This window comes from Pseudomonas veronii (genome assembly GCF_002028325.1).
GTDB classification, from domain to species: domain Bacteria; phylum Pseudomonadota; class Gammaproteobacteria; order Pseudomonadales; family Pseudomonadaceae; genus Aquipseudomonas; species Aquipseudomonas veronii.
In genome coordinates, this window is the sequence record NZ_CP018420.1 from 1 (window position 1) to 19,773 (window position 19,773).

Sequence of the window (19,773 nt, forward strand, 5' to 3'; positions counted from 1 at the left end):
GTGTCAGTGGAACTTTGGCAGCAGTGCGTAGAGCTTTTGCGCGATGAGCTGCCTGCCCAGCAATTCAACACCTGGATCCGTCCGCTACAGGTCGAAGCCGAAGGCGACGAGTTGCGCGTCTACGCACCCAACCGTTTTGTTCTCGACTGGGTCAACGAGAAGTACCTGAGCCGCGTTCTCGAATTGCTCGATGAACATGGCAACGGCCTCGCGCCCGTGCTCTCCTTATTAATAGGCAGCAAACGTAGCTCCGCGCCTCGCGCTGCGCCGAATGCGCCATTGGCGGCTGCCGCGTCGCAAGCCCAGGCGGTGACGGCTCCGGTCAACCACGCGCCGGCTCCCGCGCCGACGCCTTCGAAATCGTCGGCCCAGAAAAACGCGCCGGCCAATGAAGAGCCGTCCCGCGACAGCTTCGATCCGATGGCGGGTGCCAGTTCCCAGCAAGCACCGGTTCGCGCCGAGCAGCGCACCGTGCAGGTCGAAGGCGCGCTCAAGCACACCAGCTACCTGAACCGCACCTTTACCTTTGAGAACTTCGTCGAGGGTAAATCCAACCAGCTGGCCCGCGCGGCCGCCTGGCAAGTCGCCGACAACCCCAAGCACGGTTACAACCCGCTGTTCCTTTATGGTGGCGTTGGCCTGGGTAAGACGCACTTGATGCACGCGGTGGGTAACCATCTATTAAAGAAGAACCCGAATGCCAAGGTCGTGTACCTGCACTCGGAGCGCTTCGTGGCTGACATGGTCAAGGCCCTGCAGCTCAACGCTATCAACGAGTTCAAGCGGTTCTACCGTTCCGTGGATGCCTTGCTGATCGATGACATTCAATTCTTCGCGCGCAAGGAACGTTCCCAGGAAGAGTTTTTCCACACCTTCAACGCCCTGCTCGAAGGCGGCCAGCAGGTCATCTTGACCAGCGACCGCTACCCGAAGGAAATCGAAGGCCTGGAAGAGCGCTTGAAGTCGCGCTTCGGCTGGGGCCTGACCGTGGCGGTCGAGCCACCGGAGCTGGAAACCCGCGTGGCGATCCTGATGAAAAAGGCCGATCAGGCCAAAGTCGATCTGCCCCACGATGCCGCGTTCTTCATCGCCCAACGCATTCGCTCCAACGTGCGTGAGCTGGAAGGCGCGCTCAAGCGGGTCATCGCGCACTCGCACTTCATGGGCCGCGACATCACCATCGAGCTGATTCGCGAATCCCTGAAAGACCTGCTGGCTCTGCAGGACAAACTGGTGAGTGTGGATAACATCCAACGCACCGTGGCCGAGTACTACAAGATCAAGATTTCCGATCTGCTGTCCAAGCGCCGTTCGCGCTCGGTGGCACGTCCGCGTCAGGTGGCCATGGCACTCTCCAAAGAGTTGACCAACCACAGCCTGCCGGAAATCGGCGATGTCTTCGGTGGTCGCGACCACACCACGGTCTTGCACGCATGCCGCAAGATCAACGAGCTTAAGGAATCCGACGCGGATATTCGCGAGGACTACAAGAACCTGCTGCGTACACTGACTACTTGATGACACCAGCGCAGCTTATTAAGGCAAGGGACTAGACCATGCACTTCACCATTCAACGCGAAGCCCTGTTGAAACCCCTGCAACTGGTCGCAGGCGTCGTCGAGCGCCGACAGACCTTGCCGGTGCTTTCCAACGTATTGCTGGTTGTCGAGGGCCAGCAATTGTCCTTGACCGGCACCGACCTGGAAGTCGAACTGGTGGGTCGCGTTCAGCTGGAAGAGCCCGCTGAACCTGGCGAGATCACCGTGCCCGCGCGCAAGCTGATGGATATCTGCAAAAGCTTGCCCAACGACGCGCTGATCGACATCAAGGTCGATGAGCAGAAGCTGGTGGTCAAGGCCGGCCGCAGTCGCTTCACCTTGTCGACGTTGCCGGCCAATGACTTCCCGACTGTGGAAGAAGGCCCGGGTTCGCTGACCTGCAGCCTGGAGCAAAGCAAACTGCGTCGTTTGATCGAGCGCACCAGCTTCGCCATGGCCCAGCAGGACGTGCGCTATTACCTCAACGGTATGTTGCTGGAAGTGTCGGAAGGCATTATTCGCGCCGTGGCTACCGACGGTCACCGCCTGGCCATGTGTTCGATGAAGGCCGATATCGGTCAGCCGGACCGTCATCAGGTGATCGTGCCGCGCAAAGGTATCCTTGAACTGGCGCGTTTGCTCACCGAGCCGGACGGTATCGTCAGCATCGTCCTGGGCCAGCATCACATCCGCGCCACCACCGGCGAGTTCACCTTCACCTCCAAGCTGGTTGACGGCAAGTTCCCGGATTACGAGCGTGTACTGCCTAAGGGTGGCGACAAGCTGGTGGTTGGTGATCGTCAGGCCCTGCGTGAGGCGTTCAGCCGTACTGCGATTCTGTCCAACGAAAAGTACCGGGGTATTCGCCTGCAATTGGCCAACGGCCAACTGAAGATCCAGGCCAACAACCCGGAACAGGAAGAAGCGGAAGAAGAAGTGGGCGTCGACTACAACGGCGGTTCGCTGGAAATCGGCTTCAACGTGAGCTACTTGCTCGACGTGCTGGGTGTGATGACCACCGAACAGGTTCGCCTGATTCTGTCCGACTCCAACAGCAGTGCGCTGGTGCAAGAATCCGACAACGATGACTCGGCTTACGTTGTTATGCCGATGCGTCTGTAATCATGCTCAGCAGAAGCTAGATGTCCCTCAGTCGCGTCTCGGTCACCGCGGTGCGCAATCTGCACCCGGTGACCTTCTCCCCCTCCCCCCGCATCAATATCCTCCATGGCGCCAACGGCAGTGGAAAAACCAGCGTGCTGGAAGCCATCCATTTGTTGGGGCTTGCCCGGTCTTTCCGCAGTGCCCGCCTGTTGCCGGTGATTCAGTACGAACAACTGGCGTGTACGGTGTTTGGCCAGGTCGAGTTGGCTGAAGGTGGCCATAGCAGCCTGGGGATATCCCGTGATCGCGGGGGCGAGTTTCAGATCCGCATCGACGGGCAAAATGCTCGCAGCGCGGCGCAGTTGGCGGAAATCCTGCCGCTGCAACTGATCAACCCCGACAGTTTCCGTTTGCTCGAAGGCGCGCCGAAAATCCGCCGGCAGTTCCTCGATTGGGGAGTGTTCCACGTGGAACCGCGCTTCATGGCCACTTGGCAGCGCCTGCAGAAGGCCTTGCGGCAGCGGAACTCATGGCTGCGGCATGGTACACTTGACGCCGCGTCGCAAGCAGCCTGGGACCGGGAACTGTGCCTGGCCAGCGACGAAATAGATGAATACCGCCGCGCCTATATCAAAGCCTTGAAACCAGTCTTTGAGCAGACCTTGAGTGAGTTGTTGGACCTCGAAGGGCTGACGCTGAGCTACTACCGCGGTTGGGACAAAGAGCGTGAACTGAGTGCAGTGCTCGCCACGTCCTTGCAGCGGGATCAGCAAATCGGCCACACCCAGGCCGGCCCCCAGCGCGCTGATTTGCGTCTTAGGTTAGGCGCACATAATGCCGCGGATATCTTGTCCCGCGGCCAGCAGAAACTGGTGGTATGTGCATTGCGTATCGCCCAAGGGCATTTGGTTAGCCAGGCCCGGCGCGGTCAATGTATTTATCTGGTGGATGATTTGCCGTCAGAACTCGACGAGCAACACCGCCGAGCGTTATGCCGCTTGTTGGAAGACTTACGCTGCCAGGTGTTTATCACCTGTGTAGACCACGAATTATTGAGGGAAGGCTGGCAGACGGAAACGCCAGTCGCTTTGTTCCACGTGGAACAAGGCCGTATCACCCAGACCCACGACCATCGGGAGTGAAGGCATGAGCGAAGAAAACACGTACGACTCGACCAGCATTAAAGTGCTGAAAGGTTTGGATGCCGTACGCAAACGTCCCGGTATGTACATTGGCGACACCGATGATGGTAGCGGTCTGCACCACATGGTGTTCGAGGTGGTCGACAACTCCATCGACGAAGCTCTCGCCGGTCACTGCGACGACATCAGCATTATCATTCACCCGGATGAGTCCATCACCGTGCGCGACAACGGTCGTGGCATTCCGGTAGACGTGCATAAAGAAGAAGGCGTTTCGGCGGCAGAGGTCATCATGACCGTGCTCCACGCCGGCGGTAAGTTCGACGACAACTCGTACAAAGTATCCGGTGGTTTGCACGGCGTAGGTGTTTCCGTAGTAAACGCCCTCTCCGAATTGCTGGTGCTGACTGTGCGTCGCAGCGGAAAGATTTGGGAGCAGACCTACGTTCACGGTGTTCCGCAGGAACCGATGAAGGTTGTTGGCGAAAGCGAAACTACCGGTACCCAGATTCACTTCCGTCCTTCTGACGAAACCTTCAAGAACATCCACTTCAGCTGGGACATCCTGGCCAAGCGGATTCGTGAACTGTCCTTCCTCAACTCCGGTGTCGGCATCGTCCTCAAGGATGAGCGCAGCGGCAAGGAAGAGCTGTTCAAGTACGAAGGCGGCCTGCGTGCGTTCGTTGAATACCTGAACACCAACAAGACTCCGGTCAACCAGGTGTTCCACTTCAACGTCCAGCGTGAAGACGGCATCGGCGTGGAAATCGCCCTGCAGTGGAACGACAGCTTCAACGAGAACCTGTTGTGCTTCACCAACAACATTCCGCAGCGCGACGGCGGTACTCACCTGGTGGGTTTCCGTTCCGCACTGACGCGTAACCTGAACACCTACATCGAAGCCGAAGGCCTGGCCAAGAAGCACAAAGTTGCCACCACCGGTGACGATGCGCGTGAAGGTCTGACTGCGATTATTTCGGTGAAAGTACCGGACCCTAAGTTCAGCTCCCAGACCAAAGACAAGCTGGTGTCTTCCGAAGTGAAGACCGCCGTGGAACAGGAGATGGGCAAGTACTTCTCCGACTTCCTACTGGAAAACCCGAACGAAGCCAAGCTGGTTGTCGGCAAGATGATCGACGCAGCGCGTGCCCGTGAAGCCGCGCGTAAAGCCCGTGAGATGACCCGCCGCAAAGGCGCGCTGGACATCGCCGGCCTGCCGGGCAAACTGGCTGACTGCCAGGAGAAGGACCCTGCCCTCTCCGAGCTGTATCTGGTGGAAGGTGACTCTGCTGGCGGTTCCGCCAAGCAGGGTCGTAACCGTCGCACCCAGGCCATCCTGCCGTTGAAGGGTAAGATCCTCAACGTCGAGAAAGCACGCTTCGACAAGATGATTTCCTCCCAGGAAGTCGGCACGTTGATCACGGCGTTGGGCTGCGGTATCGGCCGCGACGAATACAACATCGACAAGCTGCGCTATCACAACATCATCATCATGACCGATGCTGACGTCGACGGTTCGCACATCCGTACCCTGCTGCTGACCTTCTTCTTCCGTCAGTTGCCGGAGCTGATCGAGCGCGGCTACATCTACATCGCCCAGCCGCCGTTGTACAAAGTCAAAAAGGGCAAGCAAGAGCAATACATCAAAGACGACGACGCCATGGAAGAATACATGACGCAGTCGGCCCTGGAAGACGCCAGCCTGCACTTGAACGAAGAAGCACCGGGCATTTCCGGTGAGGCGCTGGAGCGTCTGGTCAACGACTTCCGCATGGTCATGAAGACGCTCAAGCGTCTGTCGCGCCTGTACCCTCAGGAGCTGACCGAGCACTTCATCTACCTGCCGGCCGTGAGCCTGGAGCAGTTGGGCGATCACGCAGCGATGCAGGATTGGCTGGCCCAGTACGAAGTGCGTCTGCGCACCGTCGAGAAATCCGGCCTGGTGTACAAAGCCAGCCTGCGCGAAGACCGTGAACGTAACGTGTGGCTGCCCGAGGTCGAATTGATCTCCCACGGCCTGTCCAACTACGTCACCTTCAACCGCGACTTCTTCGGCAGCAACGACTACAAAACCGTGGTCACCCTGGGCGCACAACTGAGCACCCTGCTGGACGATGGCGCTTATATCCAACGTGGCGAACGCAAGAAGCAGGTCAGGGAATTCAAGGAAGCCCTTGACTGGCTGATGGCCGAAAGCACCAAGCGTCACACCATCCAGCGCTACAAAGGTCTGGGCGAGATGAACCCGGATCAACTGTGGGAAACCACCATGGACCCCGCTCAGCGCCGTATGCTGCGCGTGACCATCGAAGACGCCATCGGCGCAGATCAGATCTTCAACACCCTGATGGGTGATGCGGTCGAGCCTCGCCGTGACTTCATCGAGAGTAATGCTTTGGCGGTGTCTAACCTGGATTTCTGATCGGGTGTAGGAACTCACAAAAGCAGCTGACGTTCACACTATGCTGCTTTCGCCGCGCTACAAAAAAAGGCCAACCCCTGCGGGTTGGCCTTTTTTTGCCCGTATGTCCAGGAACGCGCGAGAGCTCTGCCAATTGGATTCACAACGAGAGTTGCCGTAGTAACGTAAAGGCCTGCTTCATTTGGTCTTCACTGACGACGAACGCACGTAACTGCCCTGCCATATCCATGCCTCTTGCTATCAGCCCCTGTGCCTCAAGGCTGATCTGCCATTGCAAGTCCTTGCGGCTGGTTTCTCCGGCCAGGTGCAGCGGCATTTCCGGAGTCTTGACCTTCACCAGCATCACCGGGAACTTAACTTCCTCATTCCCACCCAGCACATTACGCGCGAGGGTCATGGCGCTTACCTGGATAGGTTGCAGAAACGGCAGTAGCTTGCCCTGGATTTGCGCGCAATCGCCAACGGCGAATATGCGTGGGTCAGAGGTACACATGCGTTCATCAACTTCAATGCCGCGGTCCACTCGTAAGCCAGCCTGTGTGGCTAACGTCGTATCGGGTTTCAACCCAATTGAGGCAACGATCACATCGGCGCTGATGTGTCGGCCGTTGGACAACGTCGCCAACAGGCCATCGTTTCTCTTTTCAATGGATACCAACGCCTGGTTAAACAGCATCTCCACACCCATCTGGCATAACCGGTGCTGCAGGCGGCTGCTCACCTCAACAGGAAGCAACGATGCGAGCAGGCTGCAGGACTTGTCCATCAGCACCACCTGCTTTCCGGCACGATTGATGTCCATGGCCAGTTCACTGCCAATCAAGCCGGCCCCGAGGATCAGTACGCGCTGTGCAGCCCGCAGTGCATGTTGTGCGTGACGGTATTCCTGCTGGCTGTTCAGAGTCACCATCCACTCCCGCCCGGGAATCGGCGGAACCATGGCTTGCGCCCCCGTGGCGAGAATCAGTTGGTCGTAGCTGAATGCCTCATTCCCGGTGCTAACACGCTGGTTTTCGCGATCAATCGCAGTGAGCTGGCAGCACGAGTTCAGGGTCAACCGATACATCTCGGCAAACTCTGCCGCAGGCTGGCGAGTCATGTCATCGGCAGTCTGATTGAGACTGACGACGTGACTCAGGTCGGGCTTGTTGTACTCATCGCAACTGTCTGCAGCGATCAATCGAATGGGCACCGCCGCATCGAGCCGGCGCAAGTTCTTGACCACCTGACGAGCCGCGAAGCCGGAGCCCACAATGACGATTTCCCGGTTCATGTCGCCTCCGAAGGCAGCTCATCGAATACCGATTTACCCATTGAACATTCAGGGCACAGGAAGTAATCAGGCACATCACACCAGGCCGTACCGGCCTGCACATCCTGCATCGGCTCGCCGATCGCGGGGTCGTAAATCCATTGGCAGACACTGCACCGCATGCGCAGGCCGTTGTCCGCGATGGGGTCTGCCTGGGCAGTTGCGGTGGCTGCAGCGGGTGCGACATGTGCAGCCGTCGATGGATGCAGCGCCCATTGCCGAGCGATTTCGCGGCCATGAGCCCGGCAAACCTCAAGCGCCTCGCCGTCCGGCCGCCACTTGGCTTTGAGCGCCAATGTGGTTTCAAAACCGGCGTCCATCAAGCGCGTCTGGATACGGTCTACCGCCCCGCCATTCCAGCCGTAACTGCCAAACGCCGAAGCCTTTTTGTCACGAAAACGCAGCCCGGTTATTTCCTCCAGCAGCGCGGCGACTTTCGGCATCATCACGTTGTTCATGGTGGACGAGCCCACCAAAACGCCTTTTGAGCGGAACACGTTGGTCAGAATCTCATTCTTGTCGTGGCGCGCGACGTTGAAAATCTTCACCGCCACACCTGGATCGACTTCGTGAATACCCTGCGCGATGGCATCGGCCATCATGCGGGTGTTGTTCGACATGGTGTCGTAGAACAGGGTGATTCGATCCTCCTGATAGTCCGCCGCCCATTCCAGATAGCGGTGCACGATCTGCGTCGGATTATCACGCCACACCACGCCATGAGCGGTGGCAATCATATCGACCGGCAGGTTGAAACCGAGGATCTCGGTAATCTTGGCAATGACCAGGCGGCTGAATGGGGTGAGGATATTGGCGTAGTAGCGTTGGCACTGTTCGAACAGTTCGTTTTGATCCACTTCATCATTAAACAGGTGTTCGTCGCAGTAATGCTGGCCAAAGGCGTCGTTACTGAACAGAACGGCATCGCCGGTCATGTACGTCATCATGCTGTCCGGCCAATGCAGCATCGGGGTTTCCACGAAAACCAGCTGTTTGTCATTGCCGACATCCAGGGTGTCGCCGGTATGGACGACGTGGAAATTCCACTCGGGATGATGGTGATGACCGTTGATCGAGTCCACGCCATTGGCGGTGCAATAGATCGGCGTATTCGGGATCAGCGACATCAACTCTGTCAGCGCTCCTGCATGGTCCTCTTCCGCATGGTTGATGACGATACAGTCCAGCGTGTTCAGGTCGATTTCCATCGCCAGGTTCTGTATGAACTCCCGACTGAACCTGTGATCAACCGTATCAATCAGTACGGTCTTTTCTTCACGGATCAGGTAGCTGTTATAGCTGCTACCTTTGTGGCATTTGTATTCTGTGCCATGAAAGTCCCGCACTTCCCAATCGCGCTGACCGACCCAATGAATGTTGTTTTTGACGTGAATTGACATGACCTACCTCGGTATAGAAATGATGTTCTACACCGAAGATGGCAACCTTCGTGCCACATAATAAATCATTGATTTTAAAGGAAAAATAAAACAGAGATTGTCAATATGACATTGCCCGACTATTGTCTTTATGACTAATTCATTGTCAAAGTGACAAACCATGAGTCTCTCCGTTGAATCCCTGGCACGCATCGCTATTGAGCTGCAAAGCGGCATTTCCCATCAGGACCGCTTTCAACGTCTGATCAATACCCTGCGCCAATTGCTGGGTTGCGACGCCTCTGCCTTGTTACGTTATGAACAGCGACTGTTCCGTCCGCTGGCGATCGATGGCCTGGCACCGGATGTTCTGGGGCGCCGCTTCAGCCTTGATGCCCATCCGCGTCTGGAAGCCATCGCCCGCGCCGGTGACGTGGTGCGCTTTCCGGCAGAGAGTCATTTGCCTGATCCCTATGACGGCCTGATCCCCAGCCGGCAGGACCTCAAAGTACATGCCTGCATCGGGTTACCGTTGTTCGCGGACCAGACACTGATTGGCGCGCTGACGATCGATGGCATGGACCCGGCACAGTTTGATCACTTCAGCGACGAAGAGCTGCGACTGGTGGGCGCCCTCGCTTCTGCTGCCTTGACCAATGCGTTGCTGGTCGAGCAACTCGAGAGTCAGACCATTACACCTCTCTCCATCAGTCATGTCCCGGCGGGCAAACCCGGCACCGAAATGGTCGGGCTCAGCGAGGTCATGCAACAGTTGAAAAGAGAGATCGAAATGGTGGCAGGTTCCGACCTGAACGTTTTGATCACTGGAGAAACCGGGGTTGGCAAGGAACTGGTCGCCAAGGCGATACATGAAGGTTCATCACGCGCCAGTCACCCTGTGGTCTATCTAAACTGCGCTGCGCTGCCGGAGTCAGTGGCTGAAAGTGAGTTGTTCGGCCATGTCAAAGGTGCCTTCACCGGGGCGATCCATCATCGCACCGGGAAGTTCGAAATGGCCGATAACGGCACACTGTTCCTCGACGAAATCGGTGAACTGTCGCTGAGCCTGCAAGCAAAACTGCTGCGGGTATTGCAATACGGCGACCTGCAACGGGTCGGTGACGATACCGTCTTGCGGGTCAACGTAAGGGTGCTTGCCGCGACCAATCGTGACCTGAAGCAGGAGGTGCTGAACAATCGCTTCCGGGTCGACCTGTTCCACCGTTTAAGCGTGTTCCCTGTGCATGTGCCGCCACTGCGTGAGCGTGGGCAGGACATCACATTGCTAGCGGGTTTTTTCTGCGAGCAGAGCCGGGTACGCATGGGATTGCAACGGGTGGCGCTGGCTGCCGGTTGCCTGTCGTTGCTCAAGCAGTACTCGTGGCCAGGAAACGTTCGCGAACTGGAACATGCTGTTTATCGAGCGACAATCCTTGCTCGTGCGACCCAGCAAAGTGAAGAGCTGCTGCTGGAAGCACAGCATTTCAATCAAGTCCCCGAACAGCTGGCGATACTGCCTGTTGCTGTGGATGTTCCTTCCAGCAGCGTTGGCCAATGCCTACGGGACGCGACGGATAGCTTCCAGCGTCAGCTGATTGAAAACACGCTGAAAAATTGCGCAGATAACTGGTCTGCCTGTGCGCGAATGCTCGATATGGATGTGGCCAACCTGCACCGACTGGCGAAGCGGCTCGGTTTGAAATAACACTCGCGGCCGATCAGGGCTCAATGCAGGTCAGTCATGCTGACCCACATGTCGAGCTCGCCGCTAAGCTGTCCAGCATAAAACGCTATCGGATCTCGGGGGGAAGGCCGGCGCCCAGCGGTTGAGACGGCGGTTTCTGAATCTGCAGGTGTAGAGAAGAAAACCCGCCGGCAGGGAAAAACGCGTTCACTGGTTCTTTATCCGGCGCCAGCGTAATCCGGCTGGTGCGTCCAAGCAGTTCCTCCATCACGATCCGTAGCTCCAGTCTGGCAAGCGGCGCACCGGGGCAGACATGAATGCCGGCGCCATAGAGCAGGTTCAGCTCGGGATCGCGATCGAGGCGCAATTCATCGGGATCTCCAAAGACCGCTTCGTCCCGATTGGCAGACGCCCAGTTGAGGGCAATACGCGAACCCTTCGCCAGCGTGCGCCCGCCCAGCGTGACCTCTTTCGTAGTCACCCGACGGTTCATGATCAGTGGTGCGTGAATACGCAGTATTTCATCAATGGCGACGGGTAACAGCGCGGGTTGTTCGCGCAATCGCTGCTGCCACCCGAAGTTGGTCGCCAGATAGTGCGCAAGAATGCCGACCGAGGCGGAAATGGTTCCGAGTTCGCCGACTGTCCAGTTACGTAGAATGCTGACGATCTCGTCGTCCGTCAGGGGCCTTCCCAAGGACTGGTCGCGTAGCAAGAGGGTCGTGATGTCATGCGACGCAGCAGCGCCAGCGGTACGGCGCACGTCCAGCAGATCCTTGATGTAACCGTCAAACTCAAGGGCCACGGCACTCAGGGCCGCCTCGTCTCTGGACAGCGTGGCCGAGTGATTCTTCAGCGTCCACAGGCGCAGCGGTTCATGAAAATCCGCCGGCCAACCCAGCCAGGCACACTGGATCTGCAACGCAAAAATCTGGGCAAATTCGCCGATCAGTTCTGCACGGCCTTCATCCGGTAACGCCTGCACCAGACGAACCGCTATGTCACGGCACGTCGGCGCAAAGGCATCCATATGCTCCGGGCTGAAATAACGCTCGATGAGGTTCCGGTACGCCGTATGTTCGGGCGGATCCATTCCGTTGGGGACCGCGGGGAAACGCGAGACGGCATTACTGAAGGTTTCATGATCGTTAAGTACGCGCAGCACATCCGCATGCCTGAATAACGACGTATAGCCATATTGACTGTGTGCGACCGGGCAACGGTGGCGCATGTCGTCATAGGCTGTCGTCTGATCCTTTAATACGGCTTCAGACCTGGGATCCCAATCCGGTAGCGATTTCTTGTCCATCGTTTACTCCATAAACCCGTCCCGCTGAGAACCCGGAAACAAGGAAGCAAGGTTTGTCGGCCTACTTGTACTCGGTCGGGACATGTAGGAAATACCCGCTAGACTGAAACCATGCACGACGTCCCTACGTCGGCATCACTTGGGTGAAGTCTGTACGGGCTTATAGGGAAAATCGGCTATTAGCTAGCCAGGGGGTTGTGATGAGTAAGCTTCAGCAGTGGGTAAACTCGCAGGGCAGCACTGCGCTGTGGGTGGTGTTCTGGCTCTACGGGGTGGTGCTCAGCAATGTACTGTTTGGCCTGATTCTGGTCGCATTCAACAAAGTTGCACCCTCCCTGTTTGGTCTAATGCTGCTGGGTTTTGTGGCCTACACCGCGTGCATGCTCAATGCGGTATGGCGCAATGCGGATAATGTCAGTGACCCCCTCTACGGTCAGATCGCTCGTTTCCTCACGGTGGCCTGGTCGATCAACGCGGTATTGGTTTCGGGCTTTCTCTTCCTGGGCCATCTGAATGCCGTTGCCCTCCCCCTGCCGCTGCCTTTTTGATTCCAGATAACCTGGGCCCTCAATGTGGGGTTTGAACGTTAGAGCCCAGGTCATTGCGCCGCTGCGATTATCGCGCCAATTGATTGTCTGCATAGTTGATCAATATCAATTCCATTATTTCTGTCGATCGCCATCACCGTTTCAACGCTATCTCAAGTGCAACAACTCGATCTTCGCTCATGACGCAAAGCGGCTCTGTAGAGCGTTGAGCACTGTTCAACCCCTCCCTTCAACAAATTGCCTCAACTGGCGATAGGAAGTCATATTGACTATTCCTTTGTCATTATGACTTTTTTGGAGTTAGGTCATAATGACAGTGTTGTTATTTAACTAGTTGATATTAAACAATAAAATTGTTGGCCCGGTTTGTGTATTGAGTCATGAACTTAACGCAAACCCCAAAGGGACAATCTCATGACTCGTACCATCGCGCTCAGTTTCACCCTGTGTACACTGCTGTCTCCGCTATGCCAGGCAGACCAGATAATCCGTGTAGTCCCCGACACAACCGCCGGCAAGGGGGTCGGCGTTCTGACCGGAATGATGGTTGGCGCGGTAGGCGGCCCGATTGGAGCATTAGTCGGCGCAGCTGGCGGTTTTTTTGCCGGCAGCGCGGTGCAAGGAGGCATTGGCAAGTCTGAAACCGCTTATGAAGTGAAAAACGCGCAAGGCGAGATTAGTACGGTGCGCTCACCCAATGGGCGTTTTGAAGTCGGGCAACAGGTCACCCGTAAAGGTGTGCGACTGGTGGCATCTGAGGAGTAAGAGCCTCCCGTCTGCGTCTTCCCAAGCATTCCAGGCCCTCCGTGGAGTTGCACACATAGATGGTTCGGCTAATCCTCACCGATTAGCTGAACATCACGAAAAGAGCCCGCCAAATCGCGGGCTTTTTTTGCATTCGATCCGGGTTTTTATTACGTGACCTTCCCCACTCCAATCTGCCTGATTGGGGTGTTTTTCTGGACTATTCATCCAGTCATCCACGGTTTATCGCCGCGTTGAAGCGGCCTAATCTCGATTCTCCATCGATTCGTGAAGGAGATTCTCCATGGCAGACCATTCCATTAAAGGCAAAGTCGTTCTCATCGCGGGTGGCGCGAAGAACCTTGGCGGTCTCATCGCCCGTGATATGGCCGCACAGGGTGCCAAGGCTGTCGCGATCCATTACAACAGCGCCGCGTCCAAGGTTGATGCCGATGCCACGGTTGCCGCCGTTCAGGCCAGCGGCGCACAGGCCGTCGCGCTGCAGGGGGATCTGACGACGGCCGGCGCCATTGAGAGGTTGTTCGCCGATACCATCGCCGCGGTCGGCAAACCCGACATCGCCATCAACACCGTTGGCAAGGTGCTCAAGAAACCGATGGCCGAGGTGAGTGAAGCCGAATACGACGAGATGAGCGCGGTCAACTCCAAGACCGCTTTCTTCTTCCTCAAGGAGGCGGGCAAGCACCTCAACGACCATGGCAAGATCTGCACGATAGTGACGTCGCTGCTGGGCGCCTTCACGCCGTTCTATGCCGCTTATGCCGGCACCAAGGCGCCGGTCGAACACTACACCCGAGCGGCCTCCAAGGAATTGGGCGCCCGCGGCATTTCGGTGACAGCGGTCGGTCCGGGGCCGATGGATACGCCGTTCTTCTACCCGGCCGAAGGCGCCGACGCGGTGGCCTATCACAAGACCGCCGCCGCGCTCTCGCCGTTCAGCAAAACAGGCCTGACCGACATCGAGGATGTGGTGCCTTTTATTCGCCATCTGGTCAGTGACGGCTGGTGGATCACCGGCCAGACCATTCTCATCAATGGCGGGTACACCACCAAGTAAATCCATTATCCGCAGTGTGATCTTCGTCGCCATCCGCTGCTGGGGCGCCGTACAATCGACGCAGAGCAGGCGCCCCTGGGCAGGCTGACGTCGGGACCATCGGCAGGGCAGATACATGGACAGATTCGACCAGTACCGCGTATTCGCCAAAGTGGCCGAGATGGGCAGCTTCATCAAAGCTGCCAACGCGCTGGAGATGCCACGAGCGTCGGTGTCTGCGGCCATCCAGCAGTTAGAGGCTCAACTGGGCGTGCGCCTGCTGCATCGCACGACGCGGCAGGTACGGCTGACACCCGATGGGGAGCAATTGCTCAGCCGTGTGCGCCCGGTGTTGTGCAACGTCGAAGACATCGACCAGTTATTCCAGGCCAGCCAGCGGCAAGTTTCCGGCCGGCTGATCATCGATGTGCCCAGCCGCATTGCCCGCCGCGTCATCGCGCCAGCGCTGCCCGGCCTGTTGCGTTGTCATCCCCTGCTTCAATTGATTTTGGGTTCGACCGACCGGGCCATCGATCTGGTGCAGGAAGGTGTGGACTGCGCGGTGCGCGTTGGCGCGCTGCATGACAGCAGTCTTGTGGTGCGGTCGCTGGGTCAGATTGCCTTGATCAATTGTGCGAGCCCGGCCTATCTGCTTGAGCATGGAGAGCCTCAGCAACCTGCGCAGCTACTCGACGGACATTGGACCATCGGCTATGCGTCGCCGAAGTCGGGCAAGGAACTGCCTTGGGAATACCTGTCCGGCGACGGCAGCGTGCAGCGGTTCGACGTACCGAGCCGGGTGATCGTGAACAATGCCGAAAGCTATATCGCTTGCTGCCTTGCAGGGTTGGGGTTGATCCAGATCCCGCGCTTCGACGTCCAACACCTGCTGGACTCACGACAACTGGTGGAGGTCATGTCGAGTTACTGTGCCGCTTCGATGCCGGTATCCCTGCTCTACCCGCACCGCCGGCAGCGTTCGCAGCGACTGGATGTGTTCCACGAGTGGTTCGAGGCATTGATGCGGCCGTATTTGGATAGCCGCCACGTCTCTCTGCATCAATAAAGCCAAATGCTCCACGTGGAACATCGGCATTTTTAACCCGCTGAAGCGGCCGCCACACTCTCCAACCGGTAGCCGTATCCATAGATCGTCAACAACTGCCAACCCCGATCCGCGGTTAACCCCAGCTTGTTCCGCAGCCGATAGATATGTGTGTCTAGCGGCCGCGACGAGACCATTTCTTCATGGCTCCAGAACCGCTCATACAGATACTCGCGAGACAACGGCCGCGCCAGGTTGGCGAACAGGCAACTGGCCAGGCGGTATTCGCGTTCGGTCAGGTTGATCGGTTTGCCCGCACGGGTGACGGTCAGTTCGGCGTCGTCAAAGGTCAGGTCGTTGAAACTTTGCACTTCAGACGTCGCCGACTTTTGCAGACCGTGGCGGCGCAGGACGGCGTTGACCCGGGCTTTGAGTTCATTCGGGCGAAAGGGTTTACTGACGTAATCGTCGGCGCCGCTGTTCAGGGCGGTGACGATATCGCTTTCGGCATCGCGGCTGGTAAGCATGATCACGGCCGGGGGCGATTCCATGTGTTCACGGGTCCAGCGCAACAAGGCGATGCCGCTGATGTCGGGCAGCTGCCAGTCGAGGATCAGCAGGTCGAAGGTTTCCCGGCGCAGTTGGCGCAGCAGGTCCTCACCGCGTTCGAAGCAATGCACAGACCAAGGCTGTTCCAGGTTGCTGGGGATCTGTCGCAGTGTCTGTTCCACCCGCTGCAATTCAGCGGGTTCGTCATCCAGTATTGCGACACGCATGGGTGGGTCCTTTCTACTTGGAAATATTTCAGCTGTCGGCCGGTCGAAGAGCGGGCGTCCTTGCTGCGCAGATGCCAGTCATTGAATCTGAAGAATTGTGCTCAGATTCAACGACCCTTTGGATCTCTCGGTACGCTGATATCAAAGGGCCGTTAACGCTTTGAAAAACCATGCGACTCAGGGGGAAAGATACCGACTCCCGTGCGTAAGGAAAAGGATCAGTGCCGCTGGCATTGCATAGCCGTGCGGGTAGCTGATACTGCGCCCCGATGTACGGTATGTTTCAACGAACGCATTCAGGAAAAACCCCGGGGCGATCAAAATGAGCTTCACTGGGTTCAGCACCACACCGCGCACCACCTGGAGGGAGAAACCGGGTCTATGACATCTTCAACTGTCCATTTTCAGCAGCGGTGCGGGTTCCTGGCGGTCGCCCTGTGATGCTGTGGCGCAAGGCCGAAAAACGCCAGCCCACCCAGGCGCAGTTGTTGTTCCATGGCCTGTTTCGGGAGTGGCTGTGGATTGGCCTGGTGTTGCTGCCCTTTACTGCATATTTGTCCTCAAGTGCGGGCCTGGCCTTCAATAACCCGCTGTATGACGGCCTGCGCCGCCTGACCCCTCTGCCGGTCGATCCGCGCATTTTGCTGGTGACCATCGATGACCAGAGCCTGAAAAAGCTCGGCCAATGGCCATGGCCGCGCAGCCTGCATGCCGACGTCATCAACCGTCTGAGCGCTGCCCAACCCGCGGGTATCTTGTTCGATGTGATCTTCAGTGAGCCGCGCAACGCCACGGATGACCAGCGCCTGGCCAATGCCGTGTGCAACGCCGGGAATGTTTTGCTTCCCCTGGAACGTGATGGCGGCGCGAGCCAGCCGGGCGAACAGCTGTTGCCGCTGCTCAATTGCGCCAAGGGGCTGGGCCATATCAACGTCGAAGCAGACAGCGACGGTGCCGTCCGCGGCCTGTATCTGCGTGAAGGCCCGCCTGGGAACACCCTGCCGCAGTTGGCATGGCTGGCGTATATGTTGAGCGGGCAAACCGCGCAAATGCCGGGACGCAGCGAACAACCCAACAGTCAGCGCTGGCATCGGGAATATAGAGTTCGCGTCCCGTCCACGTCTGAGCCGCATGGGTTTCCCAGTGTGTCCTACGCCAGCGTATTGCACGGCGAAGTGCCGGCCGAATTGCTGCGCGACCGCCTGATCCTGGTGGGCGCCAGCGCCTATGGGCTGGGGGACCGTTTTGTGACGCCGCTCTCCTCCACTCCGGATACCACCGCCGGTGTGGAAATCCAGGCCAATGTGCTCAACGGCTTGCTGCAGGAGCGCAGCATCGTCGACCTCCCCGGCTGGCTCGCGGCACTGATCGCCACGGCCTGGGTGGCGTTGTTGCTCGGCCTTTTGCTGTACCGCCCACGTTACGCGCTGTGGATGACCTTGGGTTGCATGGCCGGCGCGTTGCTCGGCGCGTGGGCGCTGTTACGCCTTGGCCATTGGTGGTCGCCCGCGGCCTGCCTGATCGGTATGTTGCTTAGCTACCTGATCTGGAACTGGCGCCGCCTGAGCGTGATCCTTGCCTACTTTGGCTGGGAACTGGCGCGCCTGGACAACGAACCCAAGGTGCTGCCCGAACGCCGCCGAGCGCCCGCGAACAAAGGCGATGTGTTGCAAGGGCGCATCTTTGCCCTGGAGCAGGCCGTCAGCCGCACCCGTGACACCCGACGCTTCATGGCCGATGGCCTCGAATGCCTGCCGGTGGCGACCCTGATCACCGACCCGCGGGGCAACATCCTGTTGGCCAACCGTATTGCCCGCGACGTATTCGGCAATGATCTGGTCAACCAAAACCTGCTCGAGCAGCTCGCCGACCTGGGTTATCCACCCCTGCATAACGGCGTGCGCCCTGCCTTGTCCGCCCTGGAAATCGTCGAGTTCCGGGACATCCACCAACGCAGCCTGCGCATGGAAATCGCACCCTTGCTGCCCGCCGAAGGCGATGTCGCCCTCGGCTGGCTGCTCAGCCTGACCGACTTGAGCAAGGAGCGCGAAGCCCAGCAACACCGCGAAACCATGCTGCGCTTCCTGTCCCACGACCTGCGCGCGCCGCACTCGGCGATCCTCGCGTTGCTGGATGTGCATAACGCGGAGTCGCCGGTGTTTGCCCAGATCGAGCAGCAGGTTCGACGCGCCTTGAGCCTCACCGAATCATTCGTACAACTGGCGAAAGCCGAGGCTGACGGCTATCACTTCCAGCCAAGCCTGTTTGCCATGCTGGTGATGGATGCGTTCGATCAGGTGGCGGTGATTGCGCAGCTCAAGGGCATCCAGTTGATCCACGACCTGGATGAAGCGGATGAAGGCATGGTGTCGGCCGATCAATCCCTGCTCACCCGCGCGTTGTTCAACGTGCTGGAGAACGCGATCAAATACTCGCCGGCCGGCACCACCGTGAGGTTGAGCCACGGCAGCGCGCAAGGTTGGCTGGAGTGTCGCATCAGCGACCAGGGCCCGGGCATTGCGGCAAAGGACTTGCCGGAACTGTTCAGCCAGTACCGCCGCTTCGATTCCGCCCAGGGCAGCGAAGGCCTTGGGTTGGGCCTGACCATGGTCAAGGCCGTTGTGGAGCGGCACGGTGGCCGTATCTGCTGCGAAAGCGTGGTGGGCAAGGGCACCACATTCACCCTGCAGCTGCCCCAGTTGGAAGACTGACAACACGTGCTTTTGCGCTGTGTATAAAAAACCGGTCTCAAGGACCGGTTTTTTTATCCAAAAAAAACTTATGCACGTTTTTAGTATTTTTATGAGTTCAGGAAATATCTAATAAAATCATCTTGTTATGAAGAGAAAATGCCATTTTGCCAACAAACCGTACACAGGTTATCCACAGATGCTCAGGCCACCGGCGTGTCCACCGCCACCGGCTCCGGCGGCAGCGAACCCATGGCGCGTTGCTGGGCTTCATTCCAGGCGGCGGCGCGGTCATTCAGTGCGGCAATTGCACGCGGCCCTTCACCTTCGGCGTACATCGGTTCCCCGATCACCACGGTGATGGTGCCTGCACGTTTTGCCCAACCGGTTTTTGGCCAGTACTTGCCGGCATTATGTGCAATCGGCAACACAGGCAGGTGGGCGTTGACGGCCAATGCCGTGCCGCCACGTGAGAACTTGCCGACGGTGCCGTAGGGCACACGCGTACCTTCCGGAAAGATCAGCACCCAGACGCCGTCCTTGAGCAGCTCGTCGCCCTTTTTGGCCACGTGCTTGAGTGCCGCCTTGGGGTTGTCGCGGTCGATGGCGATCGGGCGCAGCATCGCCATCGCCCAGCCGAAGAACGGCACATACAGCAGCTCGCGCTTGAGCACTTGGCTCAGGGGCGAGAAGTACGCCGAGAGGAAGAACGTCTCCCACGTGCTCTGGTGGTTCGACAGAATCACGCAGGGCTGATCCGGGACGTTTTCCGCGCCCTTGACCTCGAAGCGGATGTTCAGGAACACCTTGCTCAGCCACAGCGCGCAGCGGCACCAATAGACGTTGATGAAGCGATAGCGCGCCTTGAACGGCAGAAAAGGCGCGATAAAAAAGCTCAGGGTGCACCAGAGAAACGAACTGGTGCCCAACAGCAGGTAAAAGAAGAAGGTTCTGATGGCCTGCAAAATCGACATGGCGGCATTTACCGTTGCGGGACACAGCCCGCCTGTTGAAGGCGCACTC

Annotated in this window: 15 protein-coding genes; 10 read left to right on the forward strand and 5 right to left on the reverse strand. The window is 58.1% G+C overall.

From position 1 onward, the window contains the following. From dnaA to gyrB, 4 genes are read left to right on the forward strand one after another with little or no spacing between them, the layout of a single operon-like run. Positions 1 to 1,518 carry a chromosomal replication initiator protein DnaA gene (gene dnaA, locus PverR02_RS00005; protein ID WP_026140277.1) on the forward strand — a complete coding sequence of 506 codons (1,518 nt, stop codon included), beginning with the start codon at positions 1 to 3 and terminating at the stop codon, positions 1,516 to 1,518. A gap of 38 nt (positions 1,519 to 1,556) precedes the next feature. After that, positions 1,557 to 2,660 (forward strand): DNA polymerase III subunit beta, encoded by a 1,104-nt coding sequence (gene dnaN, locus PverR02_RS00010; RefSeq protein ID WP_017848945.1) that lies wholly within the window; start codon positions 1,557 to 1,559, stop codon positions 2,658 to 2,660. Between the two features lie 20 nt (positions 2,661 to 2,680). Continuing rightward, the gene (gene recF / locus PverR02_RS00015) at positions 2,681 to 3,784 is read left to right on the forward strand and encodes a DNA replication/repair protein RecF (RefSeq protein ID WP_010565854.1); all 1,104 of its coding nucleotides are present in this window, start codon (positions 2,681 to 2,683) and stop codon (positions 3,782 to 3,784) included. Positions 3,785 to 3,788: 4 nt separating this feature from the next. Then, positions 3,789 to 6,206: a DNA topoisomerase (ATP-hydrolyzing) subunit B gene (gene gyrB, locus PverR02_RS00020; RefSeq protein ID WP_017848946.1), complete on the forward strand. Its 2,418-nt coding sequence runs from the start codon at positions 3,789 to 3,791 to the stop codon at positions 6,204 to 6,206. A 139-nt stretch (positions 6,207 to 6,345) separates the two neighbouring features. Here the strand turns inward: gyrB and norW are convergent, their stop codons facing one another. Then, positions 6,346 to 7,479, reverse strand: a complete 1,134-nt coding sequence (gene norW / locus PverR02_RS00025) for an NADH:flavorubredoxin reductase NorW (RefSeq protein ID WP_079442531.1) — start codon at positions 7,477 to 7,479, stop codon at positions 6,346 to 6,348. Beyond that, positions 7,476 to 8,918 carry an anaerobic nitric oxide reductase flavorubredoxin gene (gene norV / locus PverR02_RS00030; RefSeq protein WP_079442532.1) on the reverse strand — a complete coding sequence of 481 codons (1,443 nt, stop codon included), beginning with the start codon at positions 8,916 to 8,918 and terminating at the stop codon, positions 7,476 to 7,478. Before norV ends, norW begins: the two co-directional genes overlap by 4 nt. A 160-nt stretch (positions 8,919 to 9,078) precedes the next feature. Between norV and norR the strand changes: the two genes are divergently transcribed. Continuing rightward, positions 9,079 to 10,602: a nitric oxide reductase transcriptional regulator NorR gene (norR, locus tag PverR02_RS00035; protein ID WP_079442533.1), complete on the forward strand. Its 1,524-nt coding sequence runs from the start codon at positions 9,079 to 9,081 to the stop codon at positions 10,600 to 10,602. Between the two features lie 85 nt (positions 10,603 to 10,687). Here the strand turns inward: norR and PverR02_RS00040 are convergent, their stop codons facing one another. Further along, the gene (locus PverR02_RS00040) at positions 10,688 to 11,890 is read right to left on the reverse strand and encodes a cytochrome P450 (protein WP_057004921.1); all 1,203 of its coding nucleotides are present in this window, start codon (positions 11,888 to 11,890) and stop codon (positions 10,688 to 10,690) included. Positions 11,891 to 12,090: 200 nt separating this feature from the next. On the opposite strand from PverR02_RS00040, the gene PverR02_RS00045 reads away from it, so the two are divergent. From PverR02_RS00045 to PverR02_RS00060, 4 genes are all read left to right on the forward strand, one after another. Next, positions 12,091 to 12,438: a hypothetical protein gene (locus PverR02_RS00045; RefSeq protein WP_017848951.1), complete on the forward strand. Its 348-nt coding sequence runs from the start codon at positions 12,091 to 12,093 to the stop codon at positions 12,436 to 12,438. A 414-nt stretch (positions 12,439 to 12,852) separates the two neighbouring features. Beyond that, the gene (locus PverR02_RS00050) at positions 12,853 to 13,203 is read left to right on the forward strand and encodes a hypothetical protein (protein WP_046381569.1); all 351 of its coding nucleotides are present in this window, start codon (positions 12,853 to 12,855) and stop codon (positions 13,201 to 13,203) included. 283 nt (positions 13,204 to 13,486) lie between these two features. Beyond that, positions 13,487 to 14,260, forward strand: coding sequence for an SDR family oxidoreductase (locus tag PverR02_RS00055; RefSeq protein WP_057004922.1), 774 nt, complete (start codon positions 13,487 to 13,489; stop codon positions 14,258 to 14,260). A gap of 115 nt (positions 14,261 to 14,375) precedes the next feature. Then, positions 14,376 to 15,305: a LysR family transcriptional regulator gene (locus PverR02_RS00060; protein WP_079442534.1), complete on the forward strand. Its 930-nt coding sequence runs from the start codon at positions 14,376 to 14,378 to the stop codon at positions 15,303 to 15,305. A 32-nt stretch (positions 15,306 to 15,337) separates the two neighbouring features. On the opposite strand, the gene PverR02_RS00065 is transcribed toward PverR02_RS00060, so the two are convergent. Beyond that, positions 15,338 to 16,060, reverse strand: coding sequence for a response regulator transcription factor (locus PverR02_RS00065; protein ID WP_017848955.1), 723 nt, complete (start codon positions 16,058 to 16,060; stop codon positions 15,338 to 15,340). Between the two features lie 437 nt (positions 16,061 to 16,497). On the opposite strand from PverR02_RS00065, the gene PverR02_RS00070 reads away from it, so the two are divergent. Further along, positions 16,498 to 18,771 carry a CHASE2 domain-containing protein gene (locus tag PverR02_RS00070; RefSeq protein ID WP_079442535.1) on the forward strand — a complete coding sequence of 758 codons (2,274 nt, stop codon included), beginning with the start codon at positions 16,498 to 16,500 and terminating at the stop codon, positions 18,769 to 18,771. A 182-nt stretch (positions 18,772 to 18,953) separates the two neighbouring features. Here the strand turns inward: PverR02_RS00070 and PverR02_RS00075 are convergent, their stop codons facing one another. Continuing rightward, positions 18,954 to 19,724, reverse strand: a complete 771-nt coding sequence (locus PverR02_RS00075; protein WP_046381565.1) for a lysophospholipid acyltransferase family protein — start codon at positions 19,722 to 19,724, stop codon at positions 18,954 to 18,956. Positions 19,725 to 19,773: the final 49 nt, after the last annotated feature.

Coding starts and splice junctions, on each gene's coding strand:
- PverR02_RS00060 (WP_079442534.1), top strand. CDS start 14,376: ATGGACAGATTCGACCAGTACCGCGTATTCGCCAAAGTGGCCGAGATG.
- norR (WP_079442533.1), top strand. CDS start 9,079: ATGAGTCTCTCCGTTGAATCCCTGGCACGCATCGCTATTGAGCTGCAA.
- recF (WP_010565854.1), top strand. CDS start 2,681: ATGTCCCTCAGTCGCGTCTCGGTCACCGCGGTGCGCAATCTGCACCCG.
- PverR02_RS00050 (WP_046381569.1), top strand. CDS start 12,853: ATGACTCGTACCATCGCGCTCAGTTTCACCCTGTGTACACTGCTGTCT.
- PverR02_RS00040 (WP_057004921.1), bottom strand. CDS start 11,890: ATGGACAAGAAATCGCTACCGGATTGGGATCCCAGGTCTGAAGCCGTA.
- norV (WP_079442532.1), bottom strand. CDS start 8,918: ATGTCAATTCACGTCAAAAACAACATTCATTGGGTCGGTCAGCGCGAT.
- dnaN (WP_017848945.1), top strand. CDS start 1,557: ATGCACTTCACCATTCAACGCGAAGCCCTGTTGAAACCCCTGCAACTG.
- gyrB (WP_017848946.1), top strand. CDS start 3,789: ATGAGCGAAGAAAACACGTACGACTCGACCAGCATTAAAGTGCTGAAA.
- PverR02_RS00065 (WP_017848955.1), bottom strand. CDS start 16,060: ATGCGTGTCGCAATACTGGATGACGAACCCGCTGAATTGCAGCGGGTG.
- norW (WP_079442531.1), bottom strand. CDS start 7,479: ATGAACCGGGAAATCGTCATTGTGGGCTCCGGCTTCGCGGCTCGTCAG.
- PverR02_RS00045 (WP_017848951.1), top strand. CDS start 12,091: ATGAGTAAGCTTCAGCAGTGGGTAAACTCGCAGGGCAGCACTGCGCTG.
- PverR02_RS00075 (WP_046381565.1), bottom strand. CDS start 19,724: ATGTCGATTTTGCAGGCCATCAGAACCTTCTTCTTTTACCTGCTGTTG.
- PverR02_RS00055 (WP_057004922.1), top strand. CDS start 13,487: ATGGCAGACCATTCCATTAAAGGCAAAGTCGTTCTCATCGCGGGTGGC.